The organism is Streptomyces sp. NPDC093801 (assembly GCF_040701585.1).
GTDB lineage: Bacteria > Actinomycetota > Actinomycetes > Streptomycetales > Streptomycetaceae > Streptomyces.
Genome location: NZ_JBFBDP010000028.1, coordinates 82,100 through 106,676, shown reverse-complemented (window position 1 = coordinate 106,676; position 24,577 = coordinate 82,100). Strand labels below are relative to the sequence as shown.

At 71.6% G+C, this 24,577-nt stretch carries 16 protein-coding genes and 8 pseudogenes; 9 read left to right on the top strand and 15 right to left on the bottom strand.

What is annotated here, in order from left to right; all coding sequences use genetic code 11:
• Positions 1–198: 198 nt before the first annotated feature.
• Both AB0469_RS29505 and AB0469_RS29500 read left to right on the top strand, forming a co-directional pair.
• Positions 199–1,869: a hypothetical protein gene (locus AB0469_RS29505; protein ID WP_366454483.1), complete on the top strand. Its 1,671-nt coding sequence runs from the start codon at positions 199–201 to the stop codon at positions 1,867–1,869.
• A 168-nt stretch (positions 1,870–2,037) separates the two neighbouring features.
• Complete coding sequence (locus AB0469_RS29500) at positions 2,038–3,681, top strand: hypothetical protein (protein WP_366454482.1); 1,644 nt, start codon at positions 2,038–2,040, stop codon at positions 3,679–3,681.
• Between the two features lie 158 nt (positions 3,682–3,839).
• Here AB0469_RS29500 and AB0469_RS29495 read toward each other — a convergent pair.
• Positions 3,840–4,366: pseudogene (locus AB0469_RS29495) on the bottom strand (transposase); the annotation flags it as partial.
• A 255-nt stretch (positions 4,367–4,621) separates the two neighbouring features.
• On the bottom strand, positions 4,622–5,242 hold the full coding sequence (locus tag AB0469_RS29490) for a TetR/AcrR family transcriptional regulator (RefSeq protein ID WP_366454481.1): 621 nt from the start codon (positions 5,240–5,242) through the stop codon (positions 4,622–4,624).
• Positions 5,243–5,306: 64 nt separating this feature from the next.
• Between AB0469_RS29490 and AB0469_RS29485 the strand changes: the two genes are divergently transcribed.
• Positions 5,307–6,530 carry an amidohydrolase family protein gene (locus tag AB0469_RS29485; protein WP_366454480.1) on the top strand — a complete coding sequence of 408 codons (1,224 nt, stop codon included), beginning with the start codon at positions 5,307–5,309 and terminating at the stop codon, positions 6,528–6,530.
• A 36-nt stretch (positions 6,531–6,566) separates the two neighbouring features.
• On the opposite strand, the pseudogene AB0469_RS29480 reads toward AB0469_RS29485, so the two are convergent.
• Both AB0469_RS29480 and AB0469_RS29475 read right to left on the bottom strand, forming a co-directional pair.
• Positions 6,567–6,845: pseudogene (locus AB0469_RS29480) on the bottom strand (transposase family protein); the annotation flags it as partial.
• 495 nt (positions 6,846–7,340) lie between these two features.
• Positions 7,341–8,368 (bottom strand): annotated as a pseudogene (locus AB0469_RS29475) (hypothetical protein).
• Between the two features lie 295 nt (positions 8,369–8,663).
• Between AB0469_RS29475 and AB0469_RS29470 the strand changes: the two are divergent.
• Both AB0469_RS29470 and AB0469_RS29465 read left to right on the top strand, forming a co-directional pair.
• Positions 8,664–9,215, top strand: a complete 552-nt coding sequence (locus tag AB0469_RS29470) for a hypothetical protein (protein WP_366454479.1) — start codon at positions 8,664–8,666, stop codon at positions 9,213–9,215.
• A 413-nt stretch (positions 9,216–9,628) separates the two neighbouring features.
• A complete protein-coding gene (locus tag AB0469_RS29465; RefSeq protein WP_366454478.1) occupies positions 9,629–11,464 on the top strand; it encodes a hypothetical protein in 1,836 nt (611 codons plus the stop codon).
• Between the two features lie 282 nt (positions 11,465–11,746).
• Here AB0469_RS29465 and AB0469_RS29460 read toward each other — a convergent pair.
• Positions 11,747–12,051 (bottom strand): annotated as a pseudogene (locus AB0469_RS29460) (hypothetical protein); the annotation flags it as partial.
• 75 nt (positions 12,052–12,126) lie between these two features.
• Here AB0469_RS29460 and AB0469_RS29455 point away from each other — a divergent pair.
• Positions 12,127–12,775: pseudogene (locus tag AB0469_RS29455) on the top strand (hypothetical protein); the annotation flags it as partial.
• Between the two features lie 6 nt (positions 12,776–12,781).
• Here AB0469_RS29455 and AB0469_RS29450 read toward each other — a convergent pair.
• Positions 12,782–12,997, bottom strand: coding sequence for a hypothetical protein (locus AB0469_RS29450; RefSeq protein WP_366454477.1), 216 nt, complete (start codon positions 12,995–12,997; stop codon positions 12,782–12,784).
• A gap of 339 nt (positions 12,998–13,336) precedes the next feature.
• Between AB0469_RS29450 and AB0469_RS29445 the strand changes: the two are divergent.
• Positions 13,337–13,765: pseudogene (locus AB0469_RS29445) on the top strand (transposase); the annotation flags it as partial.
• Positions 13,766–14,195: 430 nt separating this feature from the next.
• The gene (locus tag AB0469_RS29440; protein WP_366454476.1) at positions 14,196–15,014 is read left to right on the top strand and encodes a glutamate ABC transporter substrate-binding protein; all 819 of its coding nucleotides are present in this window, start codon (positions 14,196–14,198) and stop codon (positions 15,012–15,014) included.
• A gap of 217 nt (positions 15,015–15,231) precedes the next feature.
• Here the strand turns inward: AB0469_RS29440 and AB0469_RS29435 are convergent, their stop codons facing one another.
• From AB0469_RS29435 to AB0469_RS29425, 3 genes are all read right to left on the bottom strand, one after another.
• Positions 15,232–16,164: a hypothetical protein gene (locus AB0469_RS29435; RefSeq protein ID WP_366454475.1), complete on the bottom strand. Its 933-nt coding sequence runs from the start codon at positions 16,162–16,164 to the stop codon at positions 15,232–15,234.
• Positions 16,165–16,186: 22 nt separating this feature from the next.
• Positions 16,187–17,884, bottom strand: coding sequence for a hypothetical protein (locus AB0469_RS29430; protein WP_366454474.1), 1,698 nt, complete (start codon positions 17,882–17,884; stop codon positions 16,187–16,189).
• Positions 17,885–18,007: 123 nt separating this feature from the next.
• Positions 18,008–18,307, bottom strand: coding sequence for a hypothetical protein (locus AB0469_RS29425; RefSeq protein ID WP_366454473.1), 300 nt, complete (start codon positions 18,305–18,307; stop codon positions 18,008–18,010).
• A 236-nt stretch (positions 18,308–18,543) separates the two neighbouring features.
• Here AB0469_RS29425 and AB0469_RS29420 point away from each other — a divergent pair.
• Positions 18,544–18,786, top strand: a pseudogene (locus tag AB0469_RS29420) (IS630 family transposase); the annotation flags it as partial.
• Positions 18,787–19,072: 286 nt separating this feature from the next.
• Here the strand turns inward: AB0469_RS29420 and AB0469_RS29415 are convergent.
• The 6 genes and pseudogenes from AB0469_RS29415 to AB0469_RS29390 all read right to left on the bottom strand — a co-directional run bounded on the left by AB0469_RS29415 (position 19,073) and on the right by AB0469_RS29390 (position 24,204).
• Positions 19,073–19,342, bottom strand: a complete 270-nt coding sequence (locus AB0469_RS29415) for a hypothetical protein (protein ID WP_366454472.1) — start codon at positions 19,340–19,342, stop codon at positions 19,073–19,075.
• A gap of 622 nt (positions 19,343–19,964) precedes the next feature.
• Positions 19,965–20,489, bottom strand: a complete 525-nt coding sequence (locus tag AB0469_RS29410) for a peptidylprolyl isomerase (RefSeq protein ID WP_366454471.1) — start codon at positions 20,487–20,489, stop codon at positions 19,965–19,967.
• A gap of 496 nt (positions 20,490–20,985) precedes the next feature.
• Positions 20,986–21,969 (bottom strand): GNAT family N-acetyltransferase, encoded by a 984-nt coding sequence (locus tag AB0469_RS29405; RefSeq protein WP_366454470.1) that lies wholly within the window; start codon positions 21,967–21,969, stop codon positions 20,986–20,988.
• A gap of 42 nt (positions 21,970–22,011) precedes the next feature.
• Positions 22,012–22,262, bottom strand: a pseudogene (locus AB0469_RS29400) (IS256 family transposase); the annotation flags it as partial.
• 235 nt (positions 22,263–22,497) lie between these two features.
• A complete protein-coding gene (locus AB0469_RS29395; RefSeq protein WP_366454469.1) occupies positions 22,498–23,037 on the bottom strand; it encodes a hypothetical protein in 540 nt (179 codons plus the stop codon).
• A gap of 459 nt (positions 23,038–23,496) precedes the next feature.
• A complete protein-coding gene (locus AB0469_RS29390) occupies positions 23,497–24,204 on the bottom strand; it encodes a hypothetical protein (protein WP_366454468.1) in 708 nt (235 codons plus the stop codon).
• Between the last annotated feature and the right edge of the window lie 373 nt (positions 24,205–24,577).

Sequence of the window (24,577 nt, the reverse complement as noted above, 5' to 3'; positions counted from 1 at the left end):
CCGTGGTCGGCACGGAGGCGGCCCGTGCCGTCGCCCGGCCAGGCTGAGCCGGCGGCGAACGGGGCCGGGCCGAGCCGTTCGGCACCCGACTGCCGCTCCCGGTAGACCTCACCCGCCACCGGGCGGCCCGTACGGGACACGTCGCCGTGTCCGCGGGCACCGCCGGGGCGGCCCACGAACCCTCCTCAGGAGACGCTGATGCGCATCGCCACACCCACCGTCCGAGCCGCCTCGGCCCTGCTCGCGGCCGGGCTCGTCTCGCTCGCCCTCGGCACCGCGCCGGTGCACGCCCTGTCGGGCGACGGCGTCCGCGCCGTCAACCCGGGGCAGGGCACGTCCGCTCCGCTGGTGGCCCAGACCGGGCCCGCGATCAGCCGCTCCGAGGTGCTGGCGAGGGCCCAGTCCTGGGTGTCGCTCGGCCTGGTGTACAGCGGCAGCGGCTACTACAACGGGTACCGGCGGGACTGCTCCGGCTACGCCTCGATGGCCTGGAAGCTGGGCACGCCCGGTCTGGACACCACCCGCTTCATCCCGGCCGGGGTGGCGCAGCGGATCGACAAGAACGAACTCCGGGCAGGGGACGCGCTGCTGAACGACGCGGCGGGCAGGGACGGCCACATCGTGCTGTTCGACCGCTGGGCCGACGCCGCCCACACCTCCTACGTCGGGTACGAGTTCAGCGGCACCGGCGTGCACCACCGGACGATCCCGTACCCGTACTTCCCGGACTACATCAAGGGCAACGGCTACACCCCCGTCCGCAACACCAGCGTCGTCGACGACGCGACCGTACCGGTCGAGCCGACCCCGGCGCCGTCGACGTCCGCGCCCTCGGCCGCCACCCTCTACAACCCCGACACCGCGACGGCGGAGGCGTTCGGCATCAACGCCGACGGGATCATGATCCACTCCTACAACACCAAGGGCGGCCCGGGCTGGACGCCCTGGGAGTCGCTGGACAACTCCTTCCGCTTCACCGGCAGCCCCACCGCGGTCTACAACCCGGTCAACAAGGTCACCGAGGTCTTCGCCACCGGCACCGACGGCATCGTCTCCCACAACTACCACTTCAACGGTGCCGCCTCCTGGAGCGGGTGGCAGACCCTGGGTCCCACGTTCAAGTTCGGCGGCAGCCCGACGGCCGTGTACAACGCGACCACCAACGCCATCGAGCTGTTCGGCATCGGCACCGACGGCGTCCTCAACCACACCTACAACCTCAACGCCGGCCCCTGGCAGGACTGGGAGTCCCTGAACACCGCCTGGAAGTTCACCGGCACCCCGTCCGCCGTCTACAACCCGGACACCCGGACGGCCGAGGTCTTCGCCACCGGCACCAACGGCGTCGTCTCCCACAACTACTCCACCGACGGCAAGCCCTGGACCGGATGGAGCGTCCTCGACGACACCTTCCGCTTCGCGTCGAACCCCGCCGCGGTCTACAACCCGGTGAACAAGGTCACCGAGGTCTTCGCCACCGGCACCGACGGCGTCGTCTCCCACAACTACCTGTTCAACGACGCCAAGTGGAACGGCTGGAGCACCCTCGGCCCCTCGTTCCGGTTCAACGGCAGCCCCACCGCCGCGTACAACGCCACCACCAACGCCGTCGAGCTGTTCGGCATCGGCACCGACGGCGTCCTCAACCACAACTACAACCTCAACGCCGGTCCCTGGCAGGGCTGGGAGTCCCTGAACACCGCCTGGAAGTTCACCGGCACCCCGTCCGCCGTCTACGAGTCCGGCCTCAACGCCGCCGAAGTCTTCGCCATCGGCACCGACGGCGTCCTCTCCCACGCCTACAGCGCCGACGGCAATCCCTTCAGCCCCTGGTACACCCTGGGCGGCGCGAAGTTCCGGACCGGCTGAGCACCACGCCACCGACCCGCGGTCCCGGCTCGAGTCGGCTCGCCGACCGGGCCCGGGCCGCCGCTCGTCCCTCCCTCCGGCCGCGCCCGCCTCCGGCCACGCCTGTTCCGTGGCCCGTCCACGCCCGACCGTTCCACCCTTCCACGTCCAACCAGGAGTCAGAATCCCGTGAACCGTCGCCTTCGTCTGAGCCTGTCCACGCTCGCCCTGACCGCCGTCGCAGCCACCGGCACGGTCACCGCCACCACCGGGCCGGCCTACGCACTGCTGCCGAATCGTTCCTGCGGGACGATCACCGACGCCGACGCGGCCGTCGCGGCGCAATTGAACCAGCAGCTCACCGGCTCCCTGGCGCACGCCATGACGGCCTACCGCGTCTCCTGTGCCCGGGCCGTCGTCACCACCGTCCGCGGCCTCGGCCTGCCGGAGCGGGCCGCCGTCATCGCGGTCACCACAGCCATCGTCGAGAGCACCCTGGAGAACAACCCCAACGTGCTGGACCACACCAGCGTCGGCCTCTTCCAGCAGCAGGACTTCTGGGGCTCGACCCAGCAGCGACTGGACCCCGCCTGGTCCACCACGGCGTTCATCAACGCGATGCAGCGCACCTACCCGGGCGGGTCCTGGCAGTCCCAGGACATCGGCACCGTGTGCCAGAACGTCCAGCGGTCGGCGTACCCCGACCGCTACGGACAGCAGGCGGCCGACGGCCAGCGCATCGTCGCCGCGCTCGGCGTCCCGGCACCGACCCCGGCCGCCGCCGCTTCGGGACCGACGGCCGCAACGCTGTACAACCCCGACACGGCGACCGCCGAGGCCTTCGCGGTCAACACCGACGGGATCATGGTCCACTCCTACAACACCAAGGGGGGCCCGGGCTGGACGCCCTGGGAGTCGCTGGACAACTCCTTCCGCTTCACCGGCAGCCCCACCGCGGTCTACAACCCGGTCAACAAGGTCACCGAGGTCTTCGCCACCGGCACCGACGGCATCGTCTCCCACAACTACCACTTCAACGGTGCCGCCTCCTGGAGCGGGTGGGACGTCCTCGGCTCCGACTACCGCTTCAACAGCAGCCCGAAGGCCGTGTACAACGCGACCACCAACGCCATCGAGCTGTTCGGCATCGGCACCGACGGCGTCCTCAACCACACCTACAACCTCAACGCCGGCCCCTGGCAGGACTGGGAGTCCCTGAACACCGCCTGGAAGTTCACCGGCACCCCGTCCGCCGTCTACAACCCGGACACCCGGACGGCCGAGGTCTTCGCCACCGGCACCAACGGCGTCGTCTCCCACAGCTACTCCACCGACGGCAAGCCCTGGACCACCTGGGACGTCCTCGACGGCAGCTTCCGCTTCGCCTCCGACCCGAGCGCGGTCTACAACCCGGTGAACAAGGTCACCGAGGTCTTCGCCACCGGCACCGACGGCGTCCTCTCCCACAACTACCTCTTCAACGACGCCAAGTGGAACGGCTGGAGCACTCTGGGGCCCTCGTTCCGGTTCAAGGGCAGCCCCGCGGCCGTGTACAACGCGACCACCAACGCCGTCGAGCTGTTCGGCATCGGCACCGACGGCGTCCTCAACCACACCTACAACCTCAACGCCGGCCCCTGGCAGGGCTGGGAGTCCCTGAACACCGCCTGGAAGTTCACCGGCACCCCGTCCGCCGTCTACGAGTCCGGCCTCAACGCCGCCGAAGTCTTCGCCATCGGCACCGACGGCGTCCTCTCCCACGCCTACAGCGCCGACGGCAAGCCGTTCAGTTCCTGGTACACCCTGGGCGGCGCGAAGTTCCGGACCGGCTGACCTCCGGCCGCGGCCGGCCGCCCGGCCTGTCCGGGGGCCGGCCGCGCAGGCCGTGGTCGGGGGCGGGGCCGTCGTCCTGGCATGATCGCTGTATGAACGACCGAATCATCGCCGCCTGTGACGGGGCGGCCAAGGGAAACCCGGGTGAACTGCGGGCTGTCGGCGGCCTGCCCCTCGGTCAGGAGCAACGCCAGCGGGCGGCACTTGCGGTCGCCGGCGCAATGGATCTTGCTGGTCTGTCCGCCTCTGGAGCGTCCGAGCAGGGCGGCTTTCAGCCGGAGCTTGCGCCGACGCCGGATTCGTCGTCGTTCTTCCCGTTCCGGGTCGTCTGCGCCGGCCCGCCCGTCTTGTTCCTTTGGGTCGCCCCCTTTTGCCGGGCCTTGTCCGCCTCGTCGGCGGCCTTCTCCAGGGCGGCCAGAGTGTCGGAGTCGAGGTGCATCCCGGCGGCGTCGTGGTGGGCCCGCACGGTGGTGGAGTCCACGCTGACCAGCGACAAGTCCACCTCACCCCGCTTCGCGGCTTCCGCGATCAGTCCCTCCAGCAGGGTTTCGAAGACGCCGGCGTCCCTCCAGACCCGGAAGCGACCGTAGACCGTCGGCCAGGGACCGAACTCGGAGGGCATCTCCCGCCACTGGGCGCCGGAGCGGAAGCGCCAGATCACGCCCTCGAACTGACCCCGACGCTCCCCTTCTCAGGCCCGCAGCGTCGCCGGTGTACGGTCGACGTCCGCGGCAACGCCTCGCAGGCGGGGTCGGCCCGCCGCAGGACGGGCGCCATCCGGGTTGGCCGCCCACGGGCGGTGAACTCGGCATCCAGCCGGGCATGTACGCCGGCCCGGCGCGGCTGAAGCCGGGCACCGGGCGCAGACCAGGACCGCCGGCTGCGCGAGGGGCTCACGGGCGGCACCCGTACGTGACGGGGTGCCGCCCTTTCCGCCGCGTCAGCCCAGGAGCCCGGTCAGCACTGCCGTAGTCGCGTTCAGCAACTGCTCCGCGGCCGGGCCGCCCGCAGCCGTGCGGACGAGCAGACCCTCGCGTGCGGCCAGGACCACCTCGGCGGCCTGCCCGGCAGCGGCCCCGGCCGGTACCAACTCCGGCAGGACCCGCTCCAGCAGGACCGCCACCGCCGCTGTCACCGTGCGGTCGTGCGCGGCTACCCGCTCGGCGAGCCCGGGCGTACGGGCGGCCAACAGGCGGAACTCCAGGAAGAGCAGGATCCACCCGCGTTCGGCATCCTCGACCCGCAGCAGCGCCTCGACCAGCTGCCGCGCCCGTTCCCCGGGCTCCAGTTGTTCGGCCGCCGTGGCCATTCGCTCCAGCTCGGCCATTCGCCCGGCAGCCTGCTCGTCGAAGAGTGCCAGCAGCAGGTCCTCCTTGGTGGCGAAGTTCGAGTAGAAGGCCCCACGGGTGTAGCCGGCGGCGGTGCAGATGTCCTCGATGCTCGTCCGCGCGTACCCCGCGGACAGGAACAGCTCGCTCGCCGCAGACAGGATGCGGGCTCTGGTGTGGACGCGGCGCCGCGGAGGCCGGGGCGCCGCAGGTTCGACCGGAGTGGGATTCACAGCAGCACAATACATGGTGTATTCAATACAGGTCGTATTGAAACAACGTGAGAGGACCGCCACCATGAGCCGACTGCTGATCACCGACGCGCATCTGCTCCACCCCGAGGCCGGCACCCGTACCGACCTGGCCTGGCTCGAGGTCGCCGACGGCCGGATCGCCGCCACCGGCACGGGCCGCCCGCCCGGCCTCGGGCAGAACGACGTGCGGGTACTCGACGCCGCCGGTGCCACCGTGCTGCCCGGCCTGATCGACGCCCACGTCCATCTGCTGGTCACCTCCCTCGACCTGCCTGCCATCGCGTCCTGGACCCCCGGCTACCTGACCGTCCGGGCCCTGGCGGAGGCGGAACGGATGCTGCGCCGCGGCTTCACGACCGTCCGCGACGTGGGCGGCGCCGACCACGGCATGGCCCGCGCCCTGGCCGAAGGGCTGGTGCTCGGCCCCCGGCTGGTCCATGGTGGAAAGGCGCTCTCCCAGACCGGCGGACACGGCGACCTGCGCCCGCTGGGGGACGACTCGGTTCCCTGCTGCGAGAGCCGTCCGAACTTCGCCCGGATCGCGGACGGCGTCGACGCCGTCCGCGCGGCGGCCCGTGACGAGTTCCGCAAAGGCGCCGCCCACCTGAAGGTGCTGCTCTCCGGCGGGGTGGCCTCGCCGCACGACGAGATCGCCGCCGTCCAGTACAGCGAGGCGGAGATCCGCGCCGCCGTGGAGGAGGCGGAGAACCACAACCGGTACGTCACCGTGCACGCTTACCACCCGCGCGCCATAGACCGGGCCTTGCGGGCCGGCGTGCGCTGCGTCGAGCACGGCAACCTGATCGACGACGCGACCGTCGCCCTGCTGCTGGAGCAGGACGCCTTCCTGGTGCCCACCCTGGTCGCGTACGAGCGGACGGCGGAGCTCGGACGCCAGTCCGGTCTGCCGGAGTCCTCCCATCGCAAGCTCACCGAAGTCCGCGACCACGGGCTGGCCGCCCTGGAAAAGGCCCACCGGGCGGGGGTCAATCTGGTCTACGGCAGTGACCTGCTCGGCCCGCTGCACTCGGCCCAGCTGGAGGAGTTCACGCTGCGCGCCGAGGTCCAGCCCGCCGCGGACGTGATCCGCTCCGCCACCAGCACGGCGGCCCGCCTGCTGCGGATGGAGGGCGAGATCGGCACCCTCGCGCCGGGCGCGCACGCCGACCTGCTCGTCGTGGACGGCGACCCCCTGGCGGACCTGGCCGTCCTCACCCGTCCCGAGCGCCACCTTCGGCACGTGGTCAAAGCCGGTGTCGTCCTCTGAAAAGGCTTCCGCCACTGACCTTGAGCCTTTCCAACCTCACGCTGACGCGTGATGCAGGACGAGGACGGCCTGGACGATCGCTGTGACGCGAGGGGTGCTGCAGCGGAGCTTTCGCAGGAGGCGCCAGCCCTTCAGGGTGGCCACGGCCTGTTCGCCGATGCAGCAGATCTTGGCGGGCGTGCTGTTGTGCCGACGCTGCCACCGCTTGAGGCGACGGCCCCGAAAGGGCACCTGGATGGAGCTGTTGACACCTGGATACGACTTGTCGGCCCAGCACTTGAGGCCGGCCTCGGTGAGTGCTTCGACGATGCCGTGACCGACGTCGTGATCAACCTGGAGGGGGAGCTCTCCCCCTCTCGGCTCCGGACTCCGTCCACAGGGCCCTCGTTCGGGCATCGGTTCGTGGCCGCCGCGATCCGCGCGGTGGCCCGTACAGGAGGAGCCGTCACGCCCGACGCCACCACCCCGCCGCTCGCCCCGACGACTCCGGAGCGGCGATCAGCGCGTTCGGCTGGCCCCAGGCCGTCCAGGCCTGTGACGTCGAAGCCGTCCTCGAGTTCGCCGGCACCGAGCTGCGGATGGCCGAACTGCCGGTCGAGTTCATGGGCTCCACCCGGTCGGGTGCGCACCGAAGTCACGGCGGTGCGGGGGGCGGCACCCAGCCTCGAATCAGCCTGCGCTGCATCATCACGGAAGTCGGGCCAGAGCCGTACTTCGGGAGGCACCCGGACCGGCGGCGTGTTCGATGTTCACGAGAAGCGCACCTGCGCTCGCCGATGAGAATGTTGCCGCACCGGGTGGTCCTGCGAGCTACTGGATGCTCCAGCGGTGTGGATGGTCGGGATCGTCGGGGCAGGTGAAAACGTTGAGCTCGCCGTAACGGCCCACGGTGACCCTGGTGGGAGTAGCGTACCGATGGGTGGGCAGGTCTCGGTCCTCCAGCGGCTTCCAGCTGCCGCTGCCGCCGTCCCACTCCGAGCTGTCGATGGTCAGCAGCAGGCGCATCGGCGTCCCGCAGGTCTTGCAGTCCATGGGATACGGGTCGGTGGCGTGCCAGGAGGCGAAGCCGCCGACGCGCCAGCCGGGCGGGATGGACAGGTCGTACTGGTAGCCGATCGGCCCGCCGGCGTTCTCGTCCGTCGACTGCTCGGCCTCCTGGGCTTCGTCCCAGGCGTCGAGCCGGGCGCACAGGTCCTCGGGCAGAAGGCCGGCGAACGGGTAGGTGACCACCTGCTCCGGGTGCAGGACGCAGGGCTCGGGAACAAACCCGTCCGAACCGACGACCAGAGGCTGCGGCTGCGGCGCCAGCACCTCGCCGACCTCCGACGACCGTCGCCAGCGCAGCTCCAGCGCCAGGTCGTACCGGCCCGGGCCGTGGGCGTTGAAGGGGCACCAGAACACCTGGAGCAGGTCGCAGCCGTCCGGCCCGTCCGGAAGGTCGGGGACATCCCGCCGGTACAGCTGCGCCAGGCCGATCATCGGCAGCGGATCCGCCTCCGACGCCCCGGGAATCCGGTGCTCTCGGTGCAGCTCCTTCAGCAGCTGCCGTTCCTCCTCTGTCGGACCGAGGGGCTGGTCGCGGGTCCACGCGGTGGCCAGCACCTGGCGGTACTGGTGGATGTCGGCCGGCGACGCCGACCCCGCCCCCGGCTGTGGGCCTCACCGCACACCGGCCACGGCTCGCCCGCCGGCCACAGCATCGGACCGCCCACCGAGCCAGCCGATACCTGCGGGCTGCCCGGCCGCGGATGCAGGCGCGTCGTCGTACCCCGGTAGGCAGCCAGTTCCGGGAAGAGCAGCTCGACATCGTGCGGGCGCGGGGGCGTGGTCCTCGTCATGGAATGCGACCTTAGACACCCGACGGCCTCGGCCGCGCCACCGTGACCATCACCATCTGGCCCCCGGGGCACCCACCGCCACACCCCCGCAGCCCGCCAGAGGTCGCACCGTTCCAGGACCGTGCGACCTCTGCTCCGGCCGTGGCCGCGTCTCCGGCGGCCGGTGCGCCGCCGCCGCGCTGGGCCACGAAGGCAGCCACGGTGTGCGTGCCGCCGCGCCAGGGTAATGACCCACGGCAGGCGCTCGGTAGCGAGCGCCGACTCTCCGGTGCCGGCACCGCCGGGAGGGGGAGCTATGGGGCGTGTGGTGGCTGCCGCCCGGGCGGCGGCTGTCATCGTCGCCACCTGGCTGGCGCTGTTCGTTCTGATCATGCTGCTGGTACCGCTTCTGCCGGGCCCTCGGCCCCACGGCACCGTCTGGTCCACGGTCTTCGCGCTGTGGCTGCTCGCGCTGCTCCTCGGGCCGCTGATCGCCTGCGCCGCGTTGCGCCGGTGGATCGCCGGCAGCCGAACCGGGAACCCGGGGCAACGGCTTCCTCCCGGGCCGTACTCGCAAGCCCGGCACGACACGCCACGATCCGGTGGACACACGCGGCCGGCGGACGCGTCACCTCCTCCTCGGCCCGACGAGGAGACGCAAACCCAGACCCCGCCCGCCACCGACGACCCGGACGTCGAGGCCCGGCGACGAGCCCATGAGGACGCCGAGCGCGAACACGCGAAGGCCGAACGGAAGCACGCAGAGGCTGAGCGCGCCCGTGCGAAATCCGAGCGGGAGCGCAAAGAAAAAGCCCGACGACGAGCGGCCCGCAACCGCCGACTACGCGAACAGGGCCGGCGGTACTGACACCCCGCAAGGCGGCAACCAGCGCACCGGCCCCGCAGGACGGGCAACCTGGGGATACGGACCCGAGCTGCGCCCCGGCACCCCCAACGTGTCTGGCGCCCCATCGGCACCCACTCGAACCTCACCGGCCCCTGAATCCGAAGCCCCGGCCGGCGGACAGATCGGGCTGGCAGACGCGCGGCTACTCTGCGCTCTTCTGAGCGTCTCGGAGGCGCCGGGTCGCGGACTCGGCTGCCTGACCGGCCCTCCTGGCCGCCACCTCCGCTTCATGGTGGCGCGAGCGGGCGTCCGTGCCGTCCGCAACGCCGGTCCGGTCGTGCCGGCGGTCCCGTCCACGCCGTCCGTGCTCTGCGCACCGCCGGTCCGGTCCCGGTGCCGTGCGCGTTGTCAGTGCCGTGCGCCAGGATGGCGTCATGATCGAGAACGAGGACACGGGTGACTGGATCGCCGCCGACTGGGGCACGCCCGGCTGGGGCACCCATGGATTCGCCGTCACCGCCGCACTGCAGGGGCTGATCGGCGGCAGCGGTGTCTGGTACCAGGACGCGTTGCGGGCCATCGAGCGCACCGGCCGCTACGTCGCCGGCACCTGGGAGCCGGCCGACGGTGAGGACGGGCCGCGGCCGGCGGGCGAGGGCTCGTGGACCGGGTTCATCGGGCAGACCGGCCTCCTGGCCCTGCGCGCGGCCGCCCCCTCGACCCGCCCGCCCCGGCGCGAAGTGCTGCTCAACCTGCTGGAGATGTGGGCGGAAAGCCCGTTCACGGACCCCGCGTTCCGCTTCCGCACCGGCGTCCTCGCGGAGGCCGACGTACCCTGGGGCGTCCGCGACGCGCACGGCGGCGCGGCCGTGGCCACGTACTGGCCGATCGACGGCACCCGCAGGTTCCTCCAGGCCTGGACGGGCGAGACCGCCCCGCCCCGGCTGGGCGAGGGCGAGGTGCACTCGCAGGCCGAAACCCCGCGCGGCCACTGGGGCACGGCGGGCCAGCTGCGCCGCCTCGTGGCGCTGGTGCGCGAGCGCGGCCCGATCCCGTGGGACTCCGGGGCGGTGGAGGACCTGAGCCGGGCCACCGGCATGAGCCGGGGAGCCGCCGCCCTCACCCTGTCCGGCAACCCCGGCTCGGGCAGCTACTACATACCGTTCCTGGAGAACGAGGAACGCGCCGTCCTCGACCTCAAGACGGCCGAGGCCGAGGACGCCCGCTGCGAACTCATCCCGCTGCACGACCAGGACCGGCTCACCCTCCTCGCCGACGTCCTGCCCGAGGACCCGGCCGACCTGTGGGAGCCCGGCGGCCTGCGCCGCGTCGCCGCGCGCACCGCGCAGGCCTGGCTCGCACAGCGCGGCGGCCGCATCCCGGCGCCCCGCCGGACCAGGGAGGCCGCCATGGCACTGGAGACCGCCCGCTACCCCTCGGCCGACGTCTGCAGCCTCTTCCTGCAGCCCGCCTCCGCGCCGCTGCCGGGCGGCGCCGACCTCCTCATGTGGCCCCGCCCCGCACGCGACACCCGGTTGTTCACCGCCTGGGACGTGATGACCCGCCACGACACCGACCGGCTGCTCGACACCGTCTTCACCGCCCTCCCGTGGGCGTACGCCGACCTCCCCGCCGGGGACCCGGTCCGCGACGGCGCGCCCGGACTGGTCCGGGTGCTGCGGGAGGTGTCGGTGCCCAGGGACTCCCCGTCGCGGATGCTCTCCGCGGAGCTCGGGCGGGCCCACGCCGGTGTCATCAGGGGCGACTGGCTGAACGGCGCGGCCTGCAAGCGCATGATGGCCCGGATAGCGGACGGCGCCCTGCCCGAGGGCCGCTACGAGTCCGACCCGGGCGCCTGCGTGCCGGAGCTGGTGGCACAGGTGGAGGACCGGCTCCGGGTGGCGCCGGACCCCGCGGCGCTCTACCTGCAGCTGCTGGCCCTCCTCGCCCCCACCGACCGCAACGTACGCCGCTGGAACGGCTGGACGCCGGCCCGCCACAAGAAGGCCGTCGCCGCCCTGCTCGAACTCGGTCTGGTCGTCGAGGACAAGCGGCCCCGCGCCGGCCGCGGGGTCTTCCTGCCCGGCCCCTGGGTCCACGCGGCCAAGCCGCTGCTGCCCGTGGAGCGGTGGAAGGCGGACCTGCACGGCCTCGTGCTGCGGGGCGAAGGCACCGAACTCGCCGGGGTGCCGCTGCCCCCGCACACCCTGCCGGAACTCTTCGCCGCCGCCTGGCAGCGCGTCGAGGACAAGGAGGGCCCGACCGCCTGACCGTCGGCGTCGACACCGACGCCGACCCTCTGACGGTCAGCGGCGCGACGTCGGCCGCCCCGTCCGGTGCGGCGGGGCGGGCTTGCGTCCGCCCTGGACCTCCCCGATGGCCATGCAGGCCACGACGGAGGCCAGTGCGAAGGCCCTGTTCGTGATGCCCAGCGCGTCCCCGCCGGCGACGCCGGCCGTCCCCAGGACGATGCCGAGCACGACGGCACCGATGCCGCCCACCACGCAGCCGTAGAAGATGCCGCCTGCGAGCCCCGCGACCGCGCCGCCCACGTTCAGGTCGGGGACCTTGGAGTCGCACGGACAGCAGGTCGCGCCGTCCTTGGCCCACAGCTCCTCGTCCGGGTCGAAGCCGCACGAGCGGATGAAGTCCGCGGTGCGGATCACCATGCCGTCGGTGCGGCGGCAATGAACGGGGCGTGGTGCTTGTACTTCCCGCCGTTGCAGAGGTCGCAGAAGGCGAAGTACCCGGGGGTGTCGAGGATGACCTGGTGCACGCCGTTGTCGACGGTCTTGCCGACGCCGATGTGCACGTCCGGGTTCTCCATCGGCGCGATCATGTACGTCACGGCGCTGCCGTGGTAGCTCTCGAGCCACACCAACGACTCTGGTCAGTAGACCCTGGAGCGCAGGAACGCGGCCCTGCGCGCCGGGAGTTCGAGGACCGGCGCAAGGTCCTCCTGGACGCACCCGGGGCCGGGATGGTGTGGGAGCCGGGAGAGGAGGCGTCTGGTCGACGCCGACGGACACTGCCCGACATCGCCCCGGGCGTGCTGATGGACGCCGACGGCATCGGACGGTGGCTCCAGCAGCAGAAGCAGCCGGCCACCTGGACGCGCCTGCTGCCCGTGCAACAGGCGCGGCTGACCGCGCTGGGCGTGCAGCCCGACGAGGCGCCCTCCCCCGCCCCCGCCCCCGCGGCGAGCCGCGGGACGAAGGGGCCGAGCAAGGCGCGGCAGGCGTTCCAGCGGGGCCTGGCCGCCCTCACCCAGTGGGTGGAGCGGGAAGGCGCCCACCGGACGTTCCCGAGGTCCGGAGAAGAAGATCGCGGTCGAGGGCGAGGCGGAGCCGGTGGTCGTGAAGCTGGGTGTGCGGGTCTCCAACACCAAAAACCGACGCGCCAAGCTCACCGCCGACCAGCACGCCGCCCTCGCGGTCACGCCCAGTCGATGCCCAGCTTCGTGTGCGATCGTCACGCCTCCCGGGTACGTTGAGCCGTCAGCCGGGGGAGAACGCTCACGAGGGAGACGCCCCGCAACGCGTGGCTGCGGGGCGCCGATCCACTTTCGCAACGGGCCCTAGTGGGGTTTAGTCGACCGACTGCCCGTCGTACGTACCGCCCCTGCAGGTCGGGAGCACGGGCGTCGACCGATCGATCGTTCCGCCGCCATCCGTGCACTCACCCGGGGTGACGCTGGCCGGGGTGACGCTGGCGGCCGCGGTGGCGGCGGTGGCGCCTGTGAGGCCGATTCCGGCGAGGGCTGCCGCGGCGAAGACCGCGGCGAGGATTCGTCGAATGCGCATGTGGTTCGCCTTTCACAGATTGCCTCGGTTGGGGCACTAGCCAGCTTGATCTTCACCCATGTGGGTGGCACGCCATGTTGGGCCATTCGGGTGACAGTGTTGTCGGGTGCGGGGTCGGTGACGCGACCCGTCAGAGCGGATGGAAGCCCGTGCCGAATCCGTGCCGGAAAGAGCGGATCCCAGCGGTCAAGAGCAGTCAGGCGCGACGCCTCGCGATCAATCACCGGAGGCCGCTTTCGCTGGTCAGCGTCAACCCCCTCCACACCCGCCTCCGCCGCTGGGCGGCGGACGGCACGTTCGCGCGGATGCGCCAGGCCGCCCAGGCCAACGCGGACGCGGGTCGACTCCAGCATCGCCCGTGCCCACCAGCACGCCGCCGGGGCACGAAAAGGGGGCTCCGCAGCCCGGCCCTCGCACGGTCCCGCGGCGGTCTGACCAGCAAGCTCCACCTGGCCTGCGACGGAGCGGGCCGCCCGCTCGCCTTCACCCTGCCCGGCGGGAAAACCGACGACTGCACCCAGTTCACCGCCGTGAGGGACGCGATACGAGTTCCCCGGTCCGGACCCGGCCGACCCCGGACCAGGCCCGACCACGTCATCGGCGACAAGGGCTACAGCTCGAAAGCCATCCGCACCTGGGTCCGGCGCCGCGGCATCGCCCACACCGTTCCCGAACGGGCCGACCAGATCACCAACCGGGCCCGGCGGGGCAGCCTCCCGCCGACCGGCCCTCGACCGCCAGATCCACAAGCACCGCGACATCGTGGAAGGGCACCAAGCCCGCGCTTCATCAGGATCGCTGCCAGCACTGTGGCGCTAGCGTGCCCAAGACCGATCTGCATGATGATGTCGACGACGGTCGCGAGTTCCATGAGCCCCTCGTTGGTCGGCAGGGGGTGGCGACCGACTTCCGCACACGACCCGGCGCAGCGGGAACTCCCCCAGGCCCGGGGGCAGGGACCCGTACCGAACCGGTCGCCTCGGACGTCCCCCTTCATCCCGTTCGAAGCCGTAATCGCCGCAGAAATGCCGGTCGAGCCGGATCGTTACCTCAAGTTTCGCCCAGATCCAGTGACACCGCGGCGGCAGCATTCTTAGCTTCCTCTTACACGCGTCTTGACGCTTCTACGTACCCCGCGGTTCCACGCGCACCGGCGATCCCGCTCCGCGTCCCGCGTCCCCGAGGAAAGAGTTGCAACATGAAGGTCCCCAAGGCTGGTGCGATGGCCGCTGTGATCGGCCTCGCCCTGACCGCCACCGGCTGCGGCGGCGACGAAGGACCCAAGGGGACCCTCTCCATCGGCATCTCCTTTGACCAGCCCGGTGTCGGCCTCCGCGAGGCGGGGGGCACCTTCTCCGGCTTCGACGTGGACGTCTCCAGGTACATCGCCAAGGAGCTCGGTTACAAGCCGGAGCAGATCGAGTTCAAGCGGGTCGACAGCTCCGAACGCGAGCTGCTGCTCCAGTACAACGAGGTCAAGTTCGTCGCCGCGACCTACTCGATCAACGACAAGCGCCGGGAGAAGGTCGACTTCGCGGGCCCGTACTTCACGGCCCACCAGGACCTGCTCGTCCGCGCCGACGACGCCACCATCACCAAGGCCGAGGACCTCAACAACAAGAAGCTCTGCTCCACCGCCGGGTCCACCTCGGCGCAGAACGTCAAGCAGAACCTGGCGCCGAAGGCCAGCCTGCTCGAGCTCAACGGATACTCGGAGTGTGTGATCGCCCTCCAGGAGGGCCTGGTCGACGCCATGACCACGGACAACGCGATCCTGGCCGGTTACGCCGCCCAGAAGGGCAACACGGGCAAGTTCCGCCTCGTCGGGCTGAGCCTGAGCAAAGAGAGCTACGGCATCGGCATCAAGAAGGGCAACCGGGATCTGCAAGCCAAGATCAATGCCGCCCTCAAGAAGATGGTCCAGGACGGCTCCTGGGACGCGGCCGTGAAGAAGAACTTCGGCCAGGCCAGCTTCAAGCACGAGCCCGCCCCGCAGGTCACCTCCGCGAGCAGCTGACGCCGCCACGCCCCGGGCCCGGCAGGTGCGGGTTCTCGGCGGCCTGGCTGACCGAGTTGCTCCACCGGGACGGGTTCCGGTGGAAGCGGACCCGGGACACGCTGCGGCACGCAGGTGTGCCCACGGGGTGTCTACCGGAGCACCCTCGGAGAGGCCGGTTGGTGGAGGTCGTCCGCCCCGTGCCGGCCTCCCGTCGGAGGTCGGGTGGCCGAGCTGCTCAGGTGATGCAGGTTGCGAGGTCGGCGACGGAGAGGCAGGCGCGGTTCCCGTCGGCCGCGGGGTCCGTGCTGACGGTGCGGAAGACGTCAGGTGGGACCGTGAAGACGGCGACCTGGTGGCGGGGCATGACCACGCGGCCCACTTGACGCTGCAGCACCATCGTTTCGCCGGCCTCCCGGTCCTTCGGGTGGTAGAGGCCGATCGGGACGCGGGCGCCGGCGGGGTATCCGTAGACCGCGATCCGGTGGTTGCGCTCCCAGCCCTGCATCGTCGCCGCTCCCCGGGGCAGGCGCAGCGGTACCTCGCTCTCCGCGCGGACGGTTCCCGAGCGCGCCGCGACGGTGAACCGTCTGGACCGGGCGAGGTCCGTCAGGGCCGGCTCGGACGGGAGGAAGTTCCAGAAGCCGCTCTGGAGCAGGCCGCCGCCGCCGTCCTCGACCTCCATCGGACGGCCGTTGAACAGGTCGTCGCTCGCCGACGGCGTGGCGCTCAGCTCGGCCACGGGTTTCACGGTCGTCGTGTAGGTGCGCCCTCCGGCCTTGATGGTGATGGTGATCGGGCCGGGCGGGAAGCCCTGGAGGCACAGGAGCGACTCCTCGCCGATGCCTGCCGCCACCGCGTCACTCGCCCCCGTCGCGTCCTGGCCCGAGGTCACCCAGACCCGGGGGCGGTTGGCCGGACGGCTCGGCGCACCCCTGCCCGGGTCGTCGCGGCAGCTGACGGGGCCGGCGCCTTCCCCGCCCAGCTCGAACTGCTGGGCCAGCAGGATGTCCAGGGCGTCCGGGCTGCTGGGGGTTGCCGACCGTGTGGCGGCCCGGCCGGCGGGGGCTGCCGTCGGCGTCTCAGCCAGCGTCGTGCAGCCGGCGCCGAGGAACAGGCCGAGCATCCACAGCACGGGCGGTCGCCACCGGGTCGGGCGTCGTGCGGCCACTCGTCACCTCTCGTCGTTCGTGTCATCGGCTGGTTGCGCACCGCTCCTCGGCGCGCCGCAGTTCTGTGGCGGAGATCTGTTCGTACTGGCGGAGGCGCGCGCTGTCCGCCCTGCCGGCGTGTTCCGCCGCGGCCAGCTGGGCCAGGGCGTCCTGCCACGCCTTGCGCCCGGTCGCCAGGTCGCAGCGCTCGAGGCTCCAGGAGGCCAGCAGGCCGTGCCAGACGCTGCGTTGGACGGGATCCCGGCCGTGTGCGATGGCGTCCCGGATGTGGTCGACGGCTCCTGCCAGGTCGCCGCGGCCGGCCGCGTTGGTGGCAGCGATGGACTCAGCCAGGGCGCGCAGGTCCGCGGAGCCGGTGAGGCCCTGGGCGGCGCGGACGGTGGCTGCCGCACGTTCCACCGTGCCGTCGTCCTTCACCAGGCCGGCCGTGATGCGGCACTGCTCGACCTGGGCGAGGTTCACGGTGGCCTTGATCCGTCCGAGTTCGGTGATGCCCGGGTCCGCTGCGAGGTCGCGCAGGGCCTTGGAGGCCTGGGCGAGGTCCGTGGCGCGGACGGTTCCCGGCTTGCAGCCGGAGGCGGGGCCGAGGGCCTGTCGGTAGGTGTTGAGCTGGAGGCTGAGGGCGGCGCGGCGGCTGGCCGGCGAGTCCGGGCCGATGGCGAGGTAGTCGGCGCGGGCCGCGGCAAGCAGCTTCTCTCTGCCGGGACCGGTCTCGTCGAGCGCCTGGGCCTCAAGAGCGTGGCCGTGGAAGAGGCGGACCAGATCGGGCGGCACGAAGCCACTGGTGCCGTCCTTGCGCTCCGCGTCGAAGAGGCCGGCGAGGGTCCGGGCAGCCTCCTTCGGGCTGCCGTTGCGCCAGGTGTCCAGCGCGTCGACGAACTGCGCGAGGGCGCCGATCCGGCGGGTCAGTTCCCCGGTCAGCTGAGCGCGGGCGCGCGCCGACTGCCAGCCGCCGGCGACGAGGACGGGCGCGCCGAGGACCCAGCCGGTGATCTCGGGCGAATCGGGGATCTGGTCGGCCCGGACGTAGACGGCGGGCCGCAGCGTGGTCTGGCCCGCCTGGTCCTCGCTGACGAGACCGCCCACGATGACCTCGGCATTGGTCTCGTCGGCGAACCTGGCGGTCTTCCGTTCCAGTGCGCCGCGGTGGGTGTCGGCGAGCTGGGCGAGGGGCAGCTTTGCCTCGCCGGCGTAACTGCGGACGGCGGTCGCGGTGGGGACGCGTGCGGCCATGTCGTGGGCGAAGGTCGCGGCCACGTCGTCCAGGACCTGTTTGTCCTGCCGGCCGCCCTCGGCCGCGAAGCCGACCACGGCCACGTCGCGAGCGCCGCTCATCCGGGTGAGCGGGGGCGGCGGGGGACGGAAGACCAGGAGCACCGCGACGCTGCCGAGGAAGAGCACCGCGGCGGCCAGCCACACCAGGATCCGGGACCGGCGGGGGTACTGCCCGAACCGCTCCCCCACCACGGCGCGCACCGCCAGCACGTACCCGGCCAGCGCGGCAAGCACGGCGAGAACGAGTGGCACGGGTGGCAGGGAGGAGCCGAGCTTCTCCACGACGAGCAGCGCGCACGGCACGCAGGCCGCGAACAGGCCGAGCAAGGACCACAGCCCGGCGCGGTGGCCTCCGTCGGGAGACCGGTCGGGAGCAGCGTCCGGGGACTGGTCGGGCGGATGCGGGGACTGGTCGGGCGCACCGCCCGGGGAGCGGTCCGGCATACGCCTCCTCACCCCGTCGGCCGTCGGCGCGGGCCCGCGCCAACCAGCACGGTAGAGGGCACAGCGCCGCGCCGACGGTCGACGCCGCCCTCGGTGCCGGATTCACGCATCGAATTCCCCGGATCAGAAGCAGGACAGACCCGCCAAGGTCCGCTCGATCTCCCGCAGGATGCTCTCGCTGATCCGCTCCCCCGCCTCGTCAGCCAGGTGTACGGTCTCGCGCGCGAGCGCGCTGATCATCCGGTGCTGCTCGTGGGAGAGAGAGCGCAGCTGGGCTCCGTCCAGCTCCCGGTGGGCTGTCCGGAGCCGGCCGCCCAGGTGCGGGAGCGCCTGCGCGTCGTCGGGTCGGGCGTGGGCGCGGGCGAACAGTCCTGCCGCCCGGACCGCGAGGGTGGGCTTGCGCAGGGCGGCGATCCGGCGCACCGCCGCCAGTGACCTGAGTCAGAGGTTCGTCGTTGGTTGGGCACGAGTCGTCCGGGTCAGAAGATTCCGCCGTTGTCGGTGACCGATGCCCAACGGGCGGTGTCGGAGGGCTGGGTGCGTCGCCGGTGGACGGCCCAGGCTCTGGCCCAGCGGTCGCGGATCGTGCTGGAGTGCGCCGAAGGCCACTCGATCACGGAGGTGTCCCGCAGGCCGCAGGTCACTCCGGACACAGTCCGCTGCACTTCACGCCGACCAGCGCGTCCTGGCTGAACCTGGTGGAGCGGTGGTTCGCCGAGCCGACCCGGAAGAAGCTCGAACGGGGCGTCCACCGATCCGTCCAGGCCCTCGAACGCGACATCCGGACCTGGCTCGTCGACGGGAACGAGCACCCCAGACCGTTCGTCTGGACGAAGACCGCCGACGAGACCCTCGACAAGGTCGCTGCCTACTGCCGACGGATCTCCGACTCAGGTCGCTAGGGAGAAACTGTGTCTCGTATGGCCAGCGCCAGCCAGACGACTGGTACCGCTGCCAGAACGATCAGCAGGAGACAGCACGGCAGCGGGGACGGCCCCTTGAGCGGTGGCTGGGCTGCTATCTGCGGGGCCACTCGGCGCACGTCGTCGGCGTAATACCACGTCTTACTGGCGGACCCGGTGGTGGTCATCCAGCTGTCCGTACGGACCCGCACTCCATGGGCCAGCGCATTCACATACACCGAGCGAGCACCGACGCCCGGCCACAAAGTGCTCACCTGGCGCGCCGTCAGCCAGCCGCCCTCCGACTCCCCAGCCATATCGTGCCCTTCTCCCGGCAACCCGTGACGCGGCATCGCGAACTGTCCCATATCCAGGCGGAGTTCGCCCCCCTTCCATCGCTTCTCGGGGTTTCGACGCGTTCGGCGGCCCACCAGTCGGCGACGTAGCCGACGAAGACTGCCCGCACAGCGAGCTCGGCGGTCCGCCCTCCCGCGCCCGGGGCAAGGCTTTCGGCGGCCTGCCACAAGGTCTGGTCGGTCAGCTCCCCCTCAGTCACGCCTCCTCGTGGTAGCCCCAGCCCTCGCAGCGTCGCATGGCCTTCCCGTCGCCGGAGGCGGGGTTGGGCATCAGCCGTGGCGTGGACCTCCGCTCGGCCGGCCGGGAGGGCGCCGTGCATGCGGCGGGAGACGCCTATGCCCCGCCAGGCGGGGATGACGCCGATCTCCTGACGAACCTCTGACTCAGGTCACTAGGTTCTTCTCCTGGCGGGCCTGGGTGACGTAGGCGTTGCGTGCCGCGGTGAACCGCGCCGGCCGCAGCGCGTAGGGATCCGTGGTCACCTGCGGCGAATCCGCCGTCGGCGTACCACGGGTGGGTCTTCGCCTCGGCGCCCGGGGCGGCGGCTGCGGCCCGCCGCAGGGCCGACCGGGCCCGCGGGGACGGCGTGTGCTCATGCCAGAAGGGGTGGCCGGCCACGGCCGGGCGCCGACACACCAGCTCCTCGCCGGCCAAAGTCACCTGCGGGCCCGGCTCGTGCACCATGCGGTTGTGGAGCCGGGCGCGGGCCTGTTCCAGGGGGACGAGCCGCACCCAGACGCTTCACCCGGCCCGCGACGTCCGCGTGTGGCGGCCACGGACGTCGGGCACGCTCGACGAGGAGGTGGCCACGTCACGGTGCGTCAATGCTGCCAGGAGGGCCGGACGCGGAGCAGCTCAGTCCGCAGCGCAGGTGTGCCGTCGACCGGCGCGGGGTTCTCCGCGGTCGGCTCGATGCCTCCGGCAGCGACCTTGTCGAGTGTGGTCAGGCCGTCGGGGCCGACCGTGCCGAACACGGTGTAGTTCGGTCGGAGTGCGGAGTCGCCGTAGACGACGAAGAACTGTGAGCCGTTCGTGTCCGGACCGGCGTTGGCCATCGCCAGCAGGCCTCGCCCGTACAGGCGGCGCGCGCCGGTCGGATCGGTCGGTGCCGGTGGCAGGTCCACCGGCAGCTCGTCCTTGTACTTGTACCCGGGGCCGCCCTCACCGGTGCCGGTCGGGTCGCCGCACTGCAGGACCTTCAGCGTCGGATACGCCGTCAGGCGGTGGCACACCGTGCGGTCGTAGAACCCGTGCCGTGCCAGGTGCAGGAAACTCTGGACCGTGCACGGCGCCTTGGACCGGTCCAGGCGCAGCGGAAGCGAGCCCTGGCTGGTCGGAACCGCCATGTCGACCGTGCCACGACTGGGGGTGTGCCGCGGGTCCGGCGGCAGCGGAACAGAGCGCGCCGGCGGCTCGTCCGGGGTCTGCGTGTACTGGCACGGGCCGTGCGTGGTGCGCGGCGGAGCACCGTCGGAAGCGGTGGCGACACTCCCCCCGGACACGACTAACGCCACAGCCGCGAATCCGCTGATCAGTACTCGTTTCATCCCGCACGCCCTCCCGATGATCGCCAGGTTCTGAAGCGGTCGCAGTCTAGGGCGTGGGCTTCGTCCGCGGGAATGGGGTTGACGCAGGAGGCCGGCGCGGCCGACCCCGGAGTCCTCGTCCTCCAGCCGGCGTCCCTGCTTGACGGAAGAACTGCTGTGCAGGCGGGGGCCGCGCCACAGGCTCCAGGCGGTCCTCACGCACCTCTGCCGGCCACTTCCACATGGTGCAGCGGCGACGCCGACCGAGCTATGGCCGAATCCTGTGCACTGACCGGACAGCCCGATGGCCGGTCGATCAAGCAAGCGGCTTGCGGTATCGGACGTACTCGTTCTGCCGCCGGAACCCCACGCTCTCGTAAAGGTCGTAGGACCGGTGCGGGTTTGCCGTGCCCGTGAAGAGCCGGGCGGTCGTTGCACCCTGCTCGCGAAGGCTCCGCAGCCCGTCCAGCAGCAGGGCCCGGCCGATTCCGAGGCGTCGCTGGTCCGTCCGGATGCTCAGCTCTTCGACCTCGCCCACGGTGTGGTCGTGGCGGCGGATGGAGCAGAGGGCGACGCCCACCACGTCCTGCCCGTTCCAGGCAGCCCTCCAGCATGCCGGGTCGGCGGTGTCGACGAAGTCCTGGAAGGTCCGTTCCTGAGTGAAACCGGTGTCCGCATACGAATCGACGACCGTCCTCCAGGCTGCACGGTAGTGGCTTGCCCCGATCGGCCCTGTCCGCATCCCGGCCGGCAGTTCGCTGCCCCGCTCGGGCAACTGCTGCAGATCGTCCAGCTCCAGCTCGACCAGGCTGAAGACACGTCGGTAGCCGGCGGCGAGCAGAAGCGCCGTGGCGTCCTGCTCGGAGGCCATGGCGTTCGCTCCGATCACTGCTGTCCGCGCCGTTCCATGCTGTTCGATGAGTCGGCGGATCCGCTCTTCGGCCCAGCTCAGCATGGCTGAGCCGATGCCCTGGCGGCGGTGCTCGGGCAAGAGGTAGCCGCGGTGCAGGTAGAGCCACGTATCGTCCCGCTCTTGCCACCACCGGATCGTCGAGTAGCCGACGGCGCTCCCGTCGAGCACCACCAGGACCTGGTTCTTGGACGGCTCCTCCAACTTGGCAGAAGCTTCGGCGATCTCGGCCGCTGTCGGGAGTCCTTCCACTACCGAACGGACATCGACCCGGTCCCGTTCAACACACCCCTGCCGCACCGCGGCCATGGCGCTGTGGTCTTCGTCGCCGCGATACGGCCGGAACCCGAAGCCGACCGGAAGGTCCTGTCCTGCCGTGCCATTCAACATGACCGGATGATCTCGAACTTCGAGGCAGGTACACCAACCCATTCATGCCGCGGTCGGCTGCGGCCGTTCAACGAGGTGGCCTCGTTCGAAGCCGGCGCCTGCCCGGACGAGGGCGACGAGGTGGGGTGCGTTCACGGCTCGCCGGCGGGCCTGGGCGGACTCGACGAGCTTGACACCATCGCCAGGGCGACGGCCCGGGATCCGGCGCCCTTGGTGACCCTCGTCCGCAGCCGCACCGTCGCGAAGGTCGACTCGCTGGGGTTGGTTGTCTGCACGTAGACGTAGACGTGGTCCGTGGCCGACGGGTCGCGCTCGCTGAACGCCTGGGGGTCGGCCTGCCACTGGGTGGTCAGCCGGGTGACGGTGGCCGGGGACAGGCCGGCCGAGGAGCCGCACCGCGGCAGTAGACGGTCACGCGTAGGTGGTCGAGGAGGAGGCGGCGGTGGGTGTCGCCATCCGCGAGTTGGCGGGACCGGTCACCGACGCATCCGCCCGTTTCCCTGCCGCACGTCATCCGGTGGAAGAGCCTCAGGAGGTTCCGCAGATCCGGTCGTAGGCCCTGGTGGCGCCCGCCGTCCAGCCGTTCCAGTAGGAGTCGGAGCGGGTCTGGCTCTTGTCGGGCGAGGGCTTGCCCTGGCAGCCCTGCTGGGCCGCCTGTCGCGCGGACACGACGCCGTCCAGGTAACCCCTGCGGTAGTCCTGCCGCATCCCCTGAGGGGTGGATGTGGAGGGAGGAGATTTGGGCTGCACGACCTTGCAGTTCACAAATGCGAAGTTCTGGTCCTCATTCACCGCGAGGACGGTGTAGTCGACGTTCTTCTGGAAGCGCTGAACCCGGAAGTTGCCGTTGGCGTCGATGTTCAGCGGCTCGGTGCTCTGGCCGTCGTTGAGGTTGCGCGGAGCGGTGAACCCCTCGCCGGTGATGACGACGAAGTGCCCCGCCGGGTCGGGGGTGACCGTGCAGCTGGCGGCCGGGGCTGCCGAAGCCGGCATGGCCAGGACGCCACCGAGGACGACGGAGGATGCGAGGACGGCGCGGAGCAGGGCGTGTGGTTTGAGTCGGTACATGGGGGGGGCTCCCATCGGAGAGACGGCGCGGCGACAGGCCGGGGCGCACGCACCCGTACGGGTCCTTCCATCGTCCGGCGGACCGCAGCCAGTGTCCACCGCAGCAGGCCGCAGCCAGGGCCCGGCCTGGCCCGCTGCCGTCTGGCCTCTGGCGTCTGGCGTCTGGCGTCTGGCGTCTGGCACAGAGCACCGTCTGGAGCTGCTCCAGACCAAGTACCCCGGCGGACAGCTGCTTCCTCATCCGTCCGGGACCGGCCAGGCCTGCGGCCCCGCGAGGCAGTCGCGCGAGAATTCGCCTGCCTCGCGCGCAGCAGCGCCGGGCAGCACGCCCGTTACGGAATGCGCTCCCGACGCGCGACGATGCCTCGGCCGTCGGGCCAGGACCGGAAGGCGGTCAAGGTCCCGCGCCGCTTTGCCCGGGCGGGGCCTTGACCGGGCGGCCTGCCGTCGTGGACTCGGCTATGCCGCCGTCGTGGAGGCCGATGATGTGTCCGCCTTCGGCCGTGGGCCGGCGGTGGCGCTGCCCAGCGCGGAGGCCTCGGCGGTGGGTGTGGCGGCTGGGGCCGCCAGCTGCCAGGGCCCCCAGCCGCCGCCCGGCGCCGATTGCCAGATCTCCCACGTGCGGTCCCTGTTCCACTCGCGTGCCGCCACGTGCAGCCTGCCGTCGGGCAGTTGTTCCACGGTGCCGGGCTGGCTCAGGCCCACGCCGGCGTCCGGCACCTGGCCCATGGACTGGGTCGGGCCCCAGCCGGCGGCCGCGTTCTGCTGATGGCGCAGTTCCATCGAGCCCGCGCCGTACGCCCCGGAGGCGAAGGCGTCGATGCTGCCGTCCCGCTCCTTGAACAGCACGACTCCGCCGTGGTACGGCGTCGGCGCGAGGCCGAAGCCGTCCGGTGCGCTCCAGCCGCCCGCACCACTGGCGTCCTCCACCGTGTGGCAGAAGGAACCGTAGGTGGAGAACAGCAGCTCCATTTTGCCTGCCGAGTTCTCGATCGCCGTCATGGCGTAGCTCTTCGGGCCCACGGTCGCCGCGCTCACCCGCTGCCAGCCCCCGTACGCGCCGCCGGGTCCGTTCTGCTCACGGTGCCAGACGAAGGGCAGGCCTCCGGTCGCGGTGGCGTCGTAGAAGAGCTGGAACTGCGCGATCCGGCCATCCGCACGCCCCACGGACACCAAGGTGCCCGCCACCGGTGAACTCGCCAGGCCCTTGGCCCCGGTGTCCGTCGAGCACGCGGCCGACGCGGTCTGCGCCACCGCAGTGGGGGCCATCGCGACCCCGGTGCACATCAGCGCCAGCGAGACCGCGCCGCGCGCACACGCCCCGGCCCACCCGTCCCGTAAACCTCTTCGGAGTGTTCTCATCGGTTCCCCGTTCTCCAGAGCGGCCCGTGTGGCCGGAGAGAATCCTCCTGAGGCACGGCGGTCTGCGCCAGGCCATGGATTCAGCCAATGCCGGCGGCCGGATCAAGCACCACCCCGGCCATGGCGCTGGGAGCGCCGAGCCCGATGAGGCCGCGTCCCCACGCTCCCGCGGACGCGG